This is a genomic window from Corallococcus interemptor (genome assembly GCF_003668875.1).
Classification (GTDB): Bacteria; Myxococcota; Myxococcia; order Myxococcales; family Myxococcaceae; genus Corallococcus; species Corallococcus interemptor.
Genome location: NZ_RAWM01000109.1, coordinates 1 through 12,900 on the forward strand (window position 1 = coordinate 1; position 12,900 = coordinate 12,900).

At 71.0% G+C, this 12,900-nt stretch carries 12 protein-coding genes; 4 read left to right on the forward strand and 8 right to left on the reverse strand.

Features of this window, described 5'->3' with window-relative positions:
• The coding region (locus tag D7X96_RS29275; protein WP_147468428.1) for a chemotaxis protein CheA at positions 1 to 1,697 on the reverse strand (1,697 nt) is incomplete at its 3' end.
• Positions 1,698 to 2,105: 408 nt separating this feature from the next.
• Positions 2,106 to 2,507, reverse strand: coding sequence for a cupin domain-containing protein (locus D7X96_RS29280; protein ID WP_121725605.1), 402 nt, complete (start codon positions 2,505 to 2,507; stop codon positions 2,106 to 2,108).
• Between the two features lie 168 nt (positions 2,508 to 2,675).
• Here D7X96_RS29280 and D7X96_RS29285 point away from each other — a divergent pair, with 168 nt between their 5' ends.
• Positions 2,676 to 3,743, forward strand: coding sequence for a ribonuclease T2 family protein (locus D7X96_RS29285; protein WP_120547415.1), 1,068 nt, complete (start codon positions 2,676 to 2,678; stop codon positions 3,741 to 3,743).
• A 1-nt stretch (position 3,744) separates the two neighbouring features.
• Here the strand turns inward: D7X96_RS29285 and dusA are convergent, their stop codons facing one another.
• From dusA to D7X96_RS29305, 4 genes are all read right to left on the reverse strand, one after another.
• Positions 3,745 to 4,749: a tRNA dihydrouridine(20/20a) synthase DusA gene (dusA, locus tag D7X96_RS29290; protein WP_121771269.1), complete on the reverse strand. Its 1,005-nt coding sequence runs from the start codon at positions 4,747 to 4,749 to the stop codon at positions 3,745 to 3,747.
• A 95-nt stretch (positions 4,750 to 4,844) separates the two neighbouring features.
• Positions 4,845 to 5,375 (reverse strand): hypothetical protein, encoded by a 531-nt coding sequence (locus D7X96_RS29295; protein WP_120547413.1) that lies wholly within the window; start codon positions 5,373 to 5,375, stop codon positions 4,845 to 4,847.
• A gap of 84 nt (positions 5,376 to 5,459) precedes the next feature.
• Positions 5,460 to 6,431 (reverse strand): squalene/phytoene synthase family protein, encoded by a 972-nt coding sequence (locus tag D7X96_RS29300; protein ID WP_158616175.1) that lies wholly within the window; start codon positions 6,429 to 6,431, stop codon positions 5,460 to 5,462.
• Between the two features lie 143 nt (positions 6,432 to 6,574).
• Positions 6,575 to 8,293: a dipeptidase gene (locus D7X96_RS29305; RefSeq protein WP_121722574.1), complete on the reverse strand. Its 1,719-nt coding sequence runs from the start codon at positions 8,291 to 8,293 to the stop codon at positions 6,575 to 6,577.
• 219 nt (positions 8,294 to 8,512) lie between these two features.
• Between D7X96_RS29305 and D7X96_RS40100 the strand changes: the two genes are divergently transcribed.
• Entirely contained in the window at positions 8,513 to 8,668 is a 156-nt protein-coding gene (locus D7X96_RS40100; protein ID WP_158616174.1) for a hypothetical protein, read from the forward strand.
• A gap of 30 nt (positions 8,669 to 8,698) precedes the next feature.
• On the opposite strand, the gene acs is transcribed toward D7X96_RS40100, so the two are convergent.
• On the reverse strand, positions 8,699 to 10,651 hold the full coding sequence (gene acs, locus D7X96_RS29310; RefSeq protein ID WP_120547410.1) for an acetate--CoA ligase: 1,953 nt from the start codon (positions 10,649 to 10,651) through the stop codon (positions 8,699 to 8,701).
• A gap of 63 nt (positions 10,652 to 10,714) precedes the next feature.
• Complete coding sequence (locus tag D7X96_RS29315; RefSeq protein ID WP_233609648.1) at positions 10,715 to 11,197, reverse strand: hypothetical protein; 483 nt, start codon at positions 11,195 to 11,197, stop codon at positions 10,715 to 10,717.
• Between the two features lie 73 nt (positions 11,198 to 11,270).
• On the opposite strand from D7X96_RS29315, the gene D7X96_RS29320 reads away from it, so the two are divergent.
• Together D7X96_RS29320 and D7X96_RS29325 are read left to right on the forward strand one after the other, a co-directional pair.
• Positions 11,271 to 11,693: an NUDIX domain-containing protein gene (locus tag D7X96_RS29320; RefSeq protein WP_120547408.1), complete on the forward strand. Its 423-nt coding sequence runs from the start codon at positions 11,271 to 11,273 to the stop codon at positions 11,691 to 11,693.
• 12 nt (positions 11,694 to 11,705) lie between these two features.
• Positions 11,706 to 12,833 (forward strand): M50 family metallopeptidase, encoded by a 1,128-nt coding sequence (locus D7X96_RS29325; RefSeq protein ID WP_233609649.1) that lies wholly within the window; start codon positions 11,706 to 11,708, stop codon positions 12,831 to 12,833.
• Positions 12,834 to 12,900 lie beyond the last annotated feature (67 nt).

A 12,900-nucleotide genomic window follows, 5' to 3' on the forward strand; every position in this document is an offset into this window, starting at 1 on the left:
GTTTCCAGGGGGGCGGGAGGGCTGACGGCGGATTCGGAGGCGTGGAGGACGGCCCTGCGCACCAGCGCGGGCGTGTCCAGCAAGAGCCCCACCCGGCCGTCACCCAGGATGGTGGAGCCGGAGATGCCGGGGATGCCCTGGAAGAGGCGCCCCAGGGGCCGGATGACCCGCTGGCCATCCCCCTGGAGCTCATCCACCGCCAGCCCGATGACGCCGTCCGGATGCTTGAGGACGACCACGTTCTCCCGGGCCGGCACGTCCCCGCCCAGGCTGAACACCTGGCGCAGCCGCAGGTACGGCAGGGGCTGGCCCCGCAGCGACAGCACACCGGACGCGTCCAAAGTGCGCGACTGGACGGGGACCTCCATGCACTCCTGCACGCTCTCGATGGGGACGACGTAGACCTGGTCCCCCACGCCCATGGCGAAGCCCTGGATGACGGCGAGCGTGAGCGGCAGCCGCAAGGTCAACGTGGTGCCCTGCCCCTCCTGGCTCTGGATGGCCACGGAGCCGCGCAGGGCCTCGATGTCCCGGCGCACCACGTCCATGCCCACGCCGCGGCCGGACAGCTCCGTCACCTCGGTGGCCGTGGAGAAGCCGGGCTCGAAGACGAGGCGCAACAGCTCGTCGTCGCGCAGGCGCTCGGGCGCGGCCACCAGCCCCCTCTGCCGCGCGCGCTCGCGCACCCGTTCCCGCTGGATGCCCCGGCCGTCGTCGGACAGCTCCACCACCACGCTGCCCGCGTCATGGTAGGCCCTCAGGCGCAGGCGGCCCCGGGGGTCCTTGCCCGCGGCGCGCCGCTCATCCGGCGTCTCGAGGCCGTGGTCCAGGGCGTTGCGCAACAGGTGCAGGAGCGGGTCCCGCAGCGCGTCCAGCACCGCGGTGTCCAGCGTGGCGTCCTCACCCTCCAGCTCCAGCTGGGCCAGCTTCTGCTGGGAGCGGGCCAGGTCGCGCACGGTGCGCAGGTGCTGACGGAACAGCGGCCCCACCGGGACCATCCGCGCCTTCATCACCTCTTCCTGGAGCGCCTCGAAGAGCGGATCCATCTCCCGCTGCTGGGTGAGCGCGTCCTCCCAGCTGGCGCCCATCTCCTCCGCGCGCGACAGGAACTGCGCCATCCGCCCGCGCGCCACGGACAGCTCCGCGGTGAGCGTGACGATGCGGTCCAGGCGCTCCATGTCCATGCGAACGCGGCTGCGCGACGTGCTCCGCGCCTCCGGCACGCGCGGCAGCGGCAGGCCGGCGGGCAGCGGCAGCGCCTCCGTGGGGGCGCCCGCGACGATGCCCTCGCGAAGCTTGGAGAGGTGGAGCTGGTGCACCGCCTCCAGCGAGCCCGCGCCCGCGCCCGCGAGCGACGCCTGGTACAGCTCACGCAGGTGGTCCACCGCGACCAGCAGCAGCGACACCCGCGTTTCGTCCAGCGCGATGCGCCCGTCGAGCAGCGCCTGGAGCAGGTCCTCCACCCCGTGCGTGTAGTCCGTCACGGCCTGGAAGCCGAGCGACGCCGCCGCGCCCTTCAGCGTATGCGCCGCGCGCAGGATGGCCGGGAGCAACCCGTCCGTGGGCGAGACCTCCAGCACGAGGAGGTTCTCTTCCATGGAGGAGACCAGCCCCTCCGCCTCGTCCGCGAAGACGGCCAGCACCTTCTGCCATTCCGCGGCGGTCTCTGACGGGATGTCCTCCGGGTCCGAGGTCACCTGCCGCCCCTCGGGCGAAGAGACGCTGGCACACGCAAGGAGATGGGTGGAGGGAGTTTCAAGGACACGGACGCACGCCCCCCTTCCTCAGGATGCAAGGCATTGCCGTGAAGGTGGGCCGCCCCCCGGCGAGGAATGTTTCGACAAGTCAACAGTATCGAAACAATCTCAGAGACACAACCGCACTGGCGATTTCACGCACAGTCGGAATCAGCAGGGAAGCGTGGCACGATTTCCAGACAGGACGTCCCAGGTCGGACGCGCAGCGGCCCCGGATGGAGCATGTCTCATCTGTCACGAGTTGCATGTTTCAATCCCATCCACATCCAACACACCGCGTCCTGTCCGTTCGGACAGGGTGCCGCACGCCTGCGCCGGGTTAAGACAGACACCCGGCGCGGCCATGCGCTACTGGAGCGAGGGCTGGGCCGGCTCCTCCTCTGCCTGCTTGCTGGCCACGGCGTAGTCCTCGGCGCCGGTGAAGTCGACGACGCGGCAGGGCTCATCCCCCACGACCCAGGCGTCGTGCCCCGACGGGATGAAGGCGACGTCGCCCGGCTCCAGGTCCAGCTCCTGCCCGTCGTTCATCCGGATGTGCAGGCGTCCGGACAGGACGCTCAAGGTGTGGACCACCTCGCAGCTCTCCGTGTTCGCGATGGGCTTCACGTGTTCCGACCACCGCCAGCCCGGTTCGAAGTAGCCGCGTCCGATGCTGAGCGCTCCCATGTTCAGGACGGAAGCCTCTCCGTGCGACACGAAGGGCCGGCGCTCGTCCGCCTCGCCGGCCTTCTTGATGATGGCGCGTGCCATGGTGCAATCCCTTCCGGTGAATGGGTCCCAGGGAGGAATCTGGGGGCCCCTGGGACTGGAGGAAAGGGTCGGGGCCCGGACGCGGGCGGTGGACCGGAGCACGGGGTGTAGCGCCCGTCTCCACCTCCGTACCTTGGTGCCGCAAAACGGTCCCGAGGGAGTCCAGCCATGCGCCCAATGTCGCGCCTTGTCCTGTGGGCATGTCTGCTCATCGCGCAGGGATGCCGCTCGCATCACGAGCCGCCCCCTTCGCCTCCACCCACGCCGCCCACCGCCACCGCCCGGCCGCTGCACCTGGCGAAGCCGGACGCCATCGAGTTCGAGTTCGGCCGGCCCCAGGCCACCGCCTGCAACTGCTTCAAGGCGGACGCCGCCGCGAAGGAGGGCGGCGTGTGCGCCACGCCACGCTTTGGGGCCTACCTGCTCGCGATGACGTGGGCGCCCACCTTCTGCCGGACCCACCCGGACAAGGAGGAGTGCGAACACCTGGAGGGCACCTTCGGCGCGACGCACCTCACGCTCCACGGGCTGTGGCCGCAGTTCAACGACGCGGAGGCGAGCGAGAACAAGTGCACCTATCCGGCGTACTGCGGCGGGCTCTGCGAGTGCCAGGGCAGCAACGCCCCTTCGCGCTGCTTCCCGGACCCCGCCACGATTCCGCAGGCCATGGGCACCTACGGCCCGGGCTTCGTCACGGACAACTACTTCCTCGCGAACCACGAGTGGCCCAAGCACGGCAGCTGCACGGGGATGGACGCGCGCAGCTACTTCCAGGCCACCATCGACGCGATGCTGTCATTGCCCGGCGACCAGGGGACACCGCCCGCGCTGGGCGACAACGTGGGCGGCAGCGTGGCGCTGGAGGAGCTGCGCGCGTCCTTCGGCCAGGCCGACACCGTGGTCCTCAGCTGCGACCCGAAGTGCAACCTGCTGGAGGTGGGCGCCTGCTTCGCGGTGGATGACCAGGGGCACCCCGGGGGGCGCATGGTCTGTCCGCAGAACGTGACGGGCAGCAGCAGCAACAACTGCGTGGGCAATGGCTCACAGCCCCGCTGCCCCACGGTGAACATCCAGGCCGCGAAGCCCTTCGACGGCGGCGGGGGCGGAGGCGGACCGTCCGCCTCGTGTGGTCAGCCGGGCCAGGGGCCCGCGTGCACGAATGATCAGCTCTGCCAGAACCAGGGCTGGGTGCGCTGCGCGCGCTCCGGGTGCTGCACCACCGTGCCCAAGCGCTAGCTCAGGCCACGGCCTGCTGGAGGCCGGCGTCGCGCGGCACCTTCGCGGCGGCGGCGCGCACGACCTCCGGGCTGGCGCCTTCCTTGTGGGCGTTCTCGCTCAGGTGCCGGCGCCAGGCGCGCGCGCCGGGCAGGCCCTGGAAGAGCCCCAGCATGTGCCGGGTGATGGCGCCCAGCGGCGCGCCCTCGCTCATCCGCGCTTCGATGTAGGGCAGCATCGCGTCCACCACCTCGTGCCGCGTGAGGGGCGTCTGCGTGCTCCCGAAGAAGCGCCGGTCCGCGTCCGCCAGCAGGTACGGGGACTCGTAGGGCGCGCGGCCCATCATCACGCCGTCCACGCGGCCCAGGTGCTCCGCCGCCGCGTCCAGCGTCTTGATGCCGCCGTTGAGGCTGATGTCCAGGTGCGGGTACTCGGCCTTGAGGCGGTGCACCAGCTCGTAGCGCAGGGGCGGCACGTCCCGGTTCTCCTTGGGGGACAGGCCCTGCAGCCACGCCTTGCGCGCGTGCACGATGAAGCGCGTGCAGCCCGCCGCGGACACGCGCCGCACGAAGTCCTCCAGCGTGGGCCACTCCTCCAGGTCGTCGATGGCGATGCGCGACTTCACCGTCACGGGGATGCGCACGGCTTCACGCATGGCGGCGACGCCGCGGGCGACGAGGTCCGGCTCCGCCATCAGGCACGCGCCGAAGCGGCCGGACTGCACGCGGTCGCTGGGGCAGCCCACGTTGAGGTTGATCTCGTCGTAGCCCCACTCCTCGCCAATGCGCGCGGAGGCGGCCAGGTCCGCGGGCTCGGAGCCGCCCAGCTGGAGGGCCACCGGGTGCTCGGCGGGACTGAAGTCCAGCAGGCGTTCGCGCTTGCCGTGCAGCACGGCGCCCGTGGTCACCATCTCCGTGTAGAGCAGCGTGTGGCGGGAGATGAGCCGGAAGAAGTACCGGCAGTGCCGGTCCGTCCAGTCCATCATCGGCGCGACACACAGCGGCATGGGGTAGGCCAGGGCAGTCATCGCCCTACCCATATCCGGAGTCCCGCCATCCGCCCAGGGTCTCCAGGAGCCCCCTCCGAAGGCAGGCGGACGACCGGGCCCAGGCGGGCATCGGCTCAGGCGGGAGGGCTGAGCACCACGCCCTGCTCCTCCAGCCACGCGTCCACCAGCCGCTGGCCGGCGTCCGTCAGCGTGAAGCCCAGCCCGGCCCAGCTCTGGCCGTTGAGCATCACCACCTGCCCCAGCGCGCGGGCGAAGGCCGCCTCCGGCGCGACGCGCTTGAGCAGCGCGCCCGCGTAGTGGTGCAGGAACAGGTCGAAGTTCTTCGCGAAGTCCGGGTGCCCGGGCAGCGAGTCGCTGCGCGTGTCCGCCGTCACGTCATACGCCTGGATGACCGCGCCAAAGCCCAGCACGTCCAGGAGGAACGCCTGCATCCGGTCCTTGCCCCGCACCCGGCCCGGCAGCCACCGCTCCGGCCCCGCCGACGTCTGGAACGTCCACAGTCCGCGCTGACGCGCGGCGGCGAAGGGCAGCTCCCCACCCCGCCGCTCCACCCCGGCCCGCTGGCGCTGCACCCTCGGCGGCGAGGCCTCCCGGCGCGCGGGGAAGTAGACGATGACCGCCGGTGCCGAGCGGGCGCAGTTCATGGGAGGCACGACTCCAGAGGGGGAACACCTGCACCGGAATCATCCGGCGCTGGCGCCCTGGAGTTGCGTCCCGGTCAACGCTTTTCAGGGGCCGCCGGGCATGGGGCCGGCGAGCGCCTCCACGGCCTCCGGGAGCATGCCCCGGGAGAGCGCGGCCTGGAGGGTGTCCAGCTGGGCCGTCACCACCGCGCGCGACACCTTGGCGCCCGCGCCGTCGCGCACCAGCAGCTCCAGCGTGGCCTGCGCCAGGAGGAGCGGCAGCGTGGTGAAGGCGAGCACGTCCCGGGGCGCGCCCGCCAGGTGCAGGGCCCGCACGTAGCGCGCGGCCGCGACCAGGTCCTGGCCCGCCAGCTGCTCCACGTCCTGGAGCTGCACGCCGGCCGGGAGCCACACCCGGCCCTCCTTCCGGTCCTGCCGCGCGTCCTTGAGGATGTTGACCAGCTGGAGCCCCTCCCCGAACAGCGGGGCCAGCGAGCGCAGGTTCGGCGCGAACAGCGCCAGGCGCGGATCCAGGACGAACAGCTCCGTCAGCAGCTCGCCCACCAGTCCCGCCACGATGTAGCAATAGTCACGCAGGGACTGCAGTGACCCCAGCTGCAACAGCCCGCCCTCGGAGGCGCCCTCCAGCACCTGCCCCATGCCCTGCACCGTCTTGAGCACGAAGTGGCGCAGGATGGCGCCGGCCTCCGGGCGCAGCGCGTCCAGGCTGGCCAGGAGCGTGGGCGTGCGCGCGAGCAGGTCCAGGTAGCCCGCGTTCTCGCTGGGACGGCGCGACAGCCACTCGCGAGACAGCGCCCCGGCGTCCACGCCCGGCGCCTCCTGGAGCAGGGACGCGAAGGCGGCCAGCGCCGCTCTGCGCTCGTCGCGCGTCCAGGGGGCGGCGTCCTCCAGCGTGTCCGCGACGCGCAAGAGCAGGTAGCCCAGGCCCACCTCGCGGCGCAGCGGCTCGTCGAGCAGCGGGATGGCGAGCGCGAACGTGCGGCTGGTCCGCTCGAGGAAGTCCGCCAGCTCGTCATCCCGGAACGCAGAGGCCGTCTGGGTGGGGGCGTCACTCAAGGCTTGAGTCCTCCGGCAACGGGCGCCGCGCTGCCACCCGGCGCCCTCACTGCCACAAGCCATCCCCCGACACACGCGAGAACGTGCGGTCCAGCGCGCGCGGTTTCCTCGTACGGACACCGCGCGCCTGGAATCCGGGGACGTCAGGGCGCCGGAGCCACGGTCGGCTTCGGGGCCGCGGGCTGCGCGGGGGCCGCGGGCTGGGCCGGCGCGGCGGGGGCCACGGCGGGCTTCGGCTCCGGCTTCTCGCGCGACTCCAGCATCTTGCCGTTGTCCGCGGCGATGCGGCGGTACCACGCGTCCGGGTAGCGCGGGTGGCCCACCTTGCCCGTGTTGTCGCGCACGTTGCCGTCGATGTACTTCACCAGCAGCTGCTCACCCAGCTTGCGCCAGCGCGCGTGCACCTTGTCGCCCTGCTGCAGGGAGTACTCGGTGAGGTACTGGCGGGCCTGCTCCGGCGTCCGCTTGTAGAGCACCTGCGCGATGCTTTCGATGTTGGCCTGGTCCGCCAGGAACTGGCCCTCCAGGTCGCCCTGGGCCTTCTGCACGTCGACAATCATGTCGCTCCAGCGCCCATAGGCCTGGTTCGACACCCAGTTGAAGACCCAGAAGGACGAATCCCAGGAGAACTCCCCGCGGCTGGCCACGCCCTGGGCGAAGTTCTTCGGCACCTGCCGGATGCCCGCGTACATGGGCGTGTAGACGGTGGTGAAGGTGTCATCCACGCCGAACCAGAGCACGCCGCCAATGGCGTCCGGCAGCGCGGAGCGCATCTGCGCGACGAAGGAGAAGCCCGTCTGCTGCGTGGAGATGGCGCGCTCGTGCACGTAGCTCTTGCCGTCCACGTCCCACGTCATGGGGCGCCAGCGGTAGGGCACCGCGTAGGGCCCGGCGCCCACGTCCTTGGACATGTCCAGCGGCGTGCCCTCGAAGTGGTCGCGCATGAGGGCCATGGCGTCCTGCACGGACACCTTCTTGTCCGGCCTCACCCACAAGGGCAGCCGCTTGCCGAGGTCCGCGCCGTCCGCGTACTCCACGCCCAGCTTCAGGGACGGGGCCGCGCGGCGGAAGATGCTCCACACGCGCCCCTCGCTGAAGCGCTGCCCGCCGAAGTCCAGCGGGTGGTACGTGTCCGCGAAGCTGAAGTCCTTGTCCGCGCCCGTGTACCAGCCCTTCGCGCGCGCGAAGGAGATGACGTCCGGCGAGTACAGCGTGGTGGCGCTGTCGTTGAGCGGGAACTGGCGGATGCGCGACTGGTTGGCGTGCGCGGAGATGTAGCCGTCCGGCAGCTTGCGGGCCACCCACACCGCGCCCTTCTGGCCCTCGCCCTTGCCAATCATCTCCAGCAGCCACGCCTCCTTCGGATCCGCGATGGAGAACGTCTCACCGGTGGACGCGTAGCCGTACTCCGCGACCAGGTCCGTCATCACCTGGATGGCCTCACGCGCCGTCTTCGCGCGCTCCAGCGCGATGTAGATGAGCGAGCCGTAGTCGATGATGCCCGCCGGCCCCTCCAGCTCCTTGCGGCCCGTGAAGGTGGACTCGCTGATGGACAGCTGGTGCTCGTTCATGTTGCCCACCACCGAGTAGGTGGAGGCCGGCTGTTTGATGCGCCCCAGGAACTTGCCGGTGTCCCACTCCACGACGTCGCGCATGGCGCCGGCCGCGTGGCGGCGGGCGGGCGTGTAGTACAGCTCGCCGTAGAGCTCGTGCGCGTCCGCCGCGTAGGTGATGAACGTGGAGCCGTCCGTCGTGGCGCCCTTCGTCACGAGCATGCTGGTGCAGGCGTCCGCGACGACGGGGGCCACGAGCACCGCCGTCAGCGGCAGCGCGGTGAAGAGGGTCGAGGGGAATCGGTTCATGGCGGCGCAATCTAGCAGGACCGCCGCCCGCTGCCCGCCCGGACAGGTTGCCCGGCACGCAGGCACCCTGCCGCACGCCGCCATGCAAGAAGCCGATGGCCGCCGAGCGCCGCGCTACTTCCCGGCCCCCACGTTGGATGGCACCTGTCCCGGGGGAACGCTAGGGTTGCGTTTGAATGCCCGGGGACCTCCCAACCCCGGCTCCCTTTGGAGGACGGCGTGACGGAGATCGTGGTGGGCCTGGTGGTGTTCTTCGTCCTCACGGTGGTGCTGGGTCCCGCCCTGTGGAGCTCCCGCATCTGGTGGAGCAAGGCGGACCGCGAGCAGGTGAAGGACAAGTACGGCCGCCCCCAGAAGGACCCGAAGGACGCTTGAGGAGGCGGCCGCTGGTGGTGCGCTGAAGCGCTACTCGTCGTTCTGGCGCAGCGCGGCCAGCACGTTGAGGTCCTCCAGCGTGGTGGTGTCCTGCGAGGACTGCTTGCCCGCGGCCACGTCGCGCAAGAGCCGGCGCATGATCTTCCCCGAGCGCGTCTTGGGCAGCCCTTCCGCGAAGCGGATCTCATCCGGCCGCGCGATGGCGCCAATCTCCTTGCCCACGTGCACGGCCAGCTCCTTCTTGAGCGCGTCCGAGGGAGGGTTGCCCTGCTTGAGCGTCACGAAGGCCACGAGCGCCGTGCCCTTCAGGTCATCCGGGCGGCCCACCACGGCGGCCTCGGAGACCTTCGGGTGCGCCACCAGCGCGCTCTCCACCTCCGCGGTGCCCAGGCGGTGGCCGGCCACGTTCACCACGTCGTCCACGCGCCCCATCAGCCACACGTAGCCGTCCGCGTCCGTGCGCGCGCCGTCGCCGGTGAAGTACATGCCGGGCAGCTCGCTGAAGTACGTGTTCACGTACCGCTCCGGGTCCCCGTACACGGTGCGCAGCATGGACGGCCAGGGCTTGGTCACGAAGAGCAGCCCGCCCTGCCCCTTGGGCACGCGCTTGCCGTCGCGGTCCAGAATCTCCGCGTGGATGCCGGGCAGCGGGAAGGTGGCGGAGCCGGGCTTGGTGGGCGTGGCGCCGGGCAGCGGGGAGATCATGATGCTGCCCGTCTCCGTCTGCCACCACGTGTCCACGACGGGGCACCGCCCCCCGCCGATGACCTCGCGGTACCACATCCACGCCTCGGGGTTGATGGGCTCACCCACGCTGCCCAGCAGGCGCAGCGAGGTCAGGTCGTGCTTCTTCACCGGCTCGTCACCCAGGCGCATGAAGGCGCGGATGGCGGTGGGCGCGGTGTAGAGGATGGTGGCCTTGTAGCGCTCGATGATGTCCCAGAAGCGGTCCGGGCCGGGCTGCGTGGGCGCGCCTTCGTAGATGATGGTGGTGACGCCGTTCATCAGCGGGCCGTAGACGACGTACGAGTGGCCCGTCACCCAGCCCACGTCCGCGGTGCACCAGTAGACGTCGTCGTCGCGCAGGTCGAACACCCAGCGCGTGGTGAGCGACGCCATCACCGCGTAGCCCGCCGTGGTGTGCAGCACGCCCTTGGGCTTCCCGGTGGAGCCGGACGTGTAGAGGATGAACAGCGGGTGTTCGCTCTCCACCCACTCCGGTTCGCAGACGTCGGACTGGCCCTTCACCAGCGCGTCCCACGCGAGGAACTTCGGGCCTTCCGGCAGCTTGCCGTCCCCGGTGCGGGTGAGGACGACGACCTTCTCGATGCTGGGGGCGTTGGGGAGCGCGGCCTCCACGTTCTTCATCAGCGGCACCACCGCGCCCTTGCGCCAGCCGCCGTCCGCGGTGAGCAGCACCTTCGCGCCCGCGTCCTTCATGCGGTCCTGGAGCGCTTCCGCGGAGAAGCCGCCGAACACCACCGAGTGCACCGCGCCCAGCCGCGCGCAGGCCAGCATGGCGACGGCGGCCTCCGGCACCATGGGCAGGTAGATGCCCACGCGGTCGCCCTTCTTCACGCCCAGCGACTTGAGGCCGTTGGCCAGCCGGTTCACCTGCTGGGACAGCTCTCCGTAGGTGATGCCGCGCCGGTCGCCGGGCTCGCCCTCGAAGAGGATGGCGGGCTTGTCCTTCAGCTTCGGCAGGTGCCGGTCCAGACAGTTGTACGCGAGGTTCGTCTTCCCCTCGACGAACCAGCGCGCGTGGGGCGGCTTCCAGTCCAGCACCGTCTGGAAGGGCTCCTTCCAGTACAGCTCCTCGCGGGCGCGGTCGCCCCAGTACGTGTCCGGATCCTTCGCGGCTTCGTCCCACAGCCGCTGATAGTCCTGCATGCCGCGGATGCGGGCCCGCCGGGAGAAGTCCTCGGGCGGGGGGAAGACGCGGGACTCGGTCAGGACCGAGACGATTGCGTGAGGGTCTGCCATGGGCGTTCCTCCAGCTTCGGCGTGGGAACAGCCCTCCTGTTGTAGGAAGCCCCTTGCGCTATCTCAAGGGTTCCCTTCACAGCGTTTGTTCCCCTGAACGCCATCGAAGCGGAACCACAGCTCGCAGGTGCAGTCGGTGATGTTGTTGGCTTCGTACGCCAGCCGCATCTGGCCCTGGAACTGGGTGGCGCACACGGGGGTCGCGTCCAGGTGCACGCGGACCTGATCGAGCAGGCACTCATTCGTCCCGTCAACGGTGGTGCTCACGTTGGCCACGCTGCCGTCGGCGGTGAACGCCTCGCCGTCCTCCAGGACGTAGCCCTCCAGCTGCATGTTCTGCACGCCGAAGTCCGCGCGCACCACGCGCCCCGCGATCTGGAGGTTCAGCTGGAGCTTCCCCTGGAACTGGTCCAGCAGGTCACAGTCGTCGCGCAGCGTCTCCGTGGGGATGAGCTCGTACTCGCCCTGGTTCTGGACGTAGGGCAGGCAGCCCGTCAGGGTGGCGGCCAGGGCGGCGGTGAGGCTGAGACGTCGCAGGGTAGACACGGCACGCACCATCCCCCACGGGAGGCATCCGGAACGGGCGCTCGGCAGGGGGCTTTGGGTAGAGTGCGACGCCATGCCTGAATACCGCAACCCCAAACCCACCGTGGACTGCATCATCGAGTTGTCCGGCGAGCGCATCGTGCTCATCCGCCGCGCGAACCCGCCGGTGGGCTGGGCGCTGCCGGGGGGCTTCGTGGACGAGGGCGAGCCGCTGGAGAAGGCGGCCATCCGCGAGGCCAAGGAGGAGACGGGGCTGGACGTGCTCTTGACGGAGCAGTTCTTCACCTATTCGGATCCGTCCCGCGACCCGCGCCTGCACACGATTTCGACGGTGTTCATCGCGCAGGCGACGGGTGAGCCGGTGGGCGCGGACGACGCGGCGGAGGCGAAGACGTTCACCGTGGACGCGCTGCCCAAGGACCTGTGCTTCGACCACGGCACCATCCTGTCCGACTACCTGACGTACAAGCGCACCGGGAAGCGCCGCAAGCTGTAGGGCGGATCACGGATGCACTACCTGTTCGTACTCCTGGCGCTCGGAGCGCTGCTCATCGTCCATGAGCTGGGGCACCTGGTGGCCGCGCGCCTGTTGGGCGTGCGGGTGCCGCGCTTCACCGTGGGCTTTGGACCGCCGCTCCTGTCGTTCCGCCTGGGCGGGACGCAGTTCGTGCTGGGCGCGGTGCCGCTGGGCGCGTCCGCGAACCTGCAGGGGATGAACCCGCACCGCTCCGCGGAGGAGGACACGTCCGGGTTCGGCACGCTGGGGCCGCTCAAGCGGATGGCCATCATCCTCGCGGGGCCGCTGGCGAACTACGCCGTGGCGCTGGGGCTGCTGTTCGCGCTGTATTCCTCCGGCACGCACGTGGTGGTGCCGCTGACGGTGGGCACGGTGGTGCCGGGTTCGGAGGCGGCGCGGGCGCAGCTGTTGCCCGGTGACAAGCTGGTGGCCGTGGGCGGCAAGCCGCTGGAGAGCTGGTCGGACTTCGTCACGCGCGTGGCGGACGGCGTGGGTGCACCGCTGGAGCTGTCGGTGGACCGGCACGGCGAGCCGCGCACGGTGACGGTGCGGCCCCGGGCGGACGAGCGCGGCGCGGGGCGCATCGGCGTGAGCCAGCAGTACGTGTTCCGCACGCACGCACCCGGCGAGGCCTTCACGCAGTCGCTGGTGCACACCGGGCGCGTGGCGTCCGAGACGGTCTCCACGCTGCTGGCGCTGGTGCGCGGGCCCCAGGTCGCGGGCAAGGCCGGGCCGGGCGCGCTGATGCGCCAGGAGTCCTCCGACGTCGCGTCGTCCACCGCGTCCGGTGCGGATGCGCTGGTGCGCGCGCTGGTGGCGGCCTCCGTGGCGCTGGCGATGCTGACGCTGGTGCCGGTGCCGGGGCTGGATGGCGGCCGGGTGCTGCTGCTCGCCATCGAGGCGGTGAGCGGACGGCGGATTCCTCCGCGCGTGGAGACCGTGGCGCAGACGGCCGGGTTCCTCTTCCTGTCCATTGGCATCGTGGCCACGGCGGGCGCGGAGATCGTCCGCGCGCTGCCCTCGCCCCAGGCGCCTGTCGCCATGCCGCCCGCCGCCGCGACGCCGCCCGCCGAAGCCGACGCGGGCACCCCGCGCGTCGTGACGCCCGCGCTTCCCTGAGGCGTCCGCCCGCCTGCTCCCCCGTCATCCGCGCGGGAAGAGGAGCCCCTGTTGGATGGCAGGCGCT

Coding starts and splice junctions, on each gene's coding strand:
- D7X96_RS29280 (WP_121725605.1), bottom strand. CDS start 2,507: ATGGCACGCGCCATCATCAAGAAGGCCGGCGAGGCGGACGAGCGCCGG.
- D7X96_RS29285 (WP_120547415.1), top strand. CDS start 2,676: ATGCGCCCAATGTCGCGCCTTGTCCTGTGGGCATGTCTGCTCATCGCG.
- dusA (WP_121771269.1), bottom strand. CDS start 4,749: ATGACTGCCCTGGCCTACCCCATGCCGCTGTGTGTCGCGCCGATGATG.
- D7X96_RS29295 (WP_120547413.1), bottom strand. CDS start 5,375: ATGAACTGCGCCCGCTCGGCACCGGCGGTCATCGTCTACTTCCCCGCG.
- D7X96_RS29305 (WP_121722574.1), bottom strand. CDS start 8,293: ATGAACCGATTCCCCTCGACCCTCTTCACCGCGCTGCCGCTGACGGCG.
- acs (WP_120547410.1), bottom strand. CDS start 10,651: ATGGCAGACCCTCACGCAATCGTCTCGGTCCTGACCGAGTCCCGCGTC.
- D7X96_RS29320 (WP_120547408.1), top strand. CDS start 11,271: ATGCCTGAATACCGCAACCCCAAACCCACCGTGGACTGCATCATCGAG.
- D7X96_RS29325 (WP_233609649.1), top strand. CDS start 11,706: ATGCACTACCTGTTCGTACTCCTGGCGCTCGGAGCGCTGCTCATCGTC.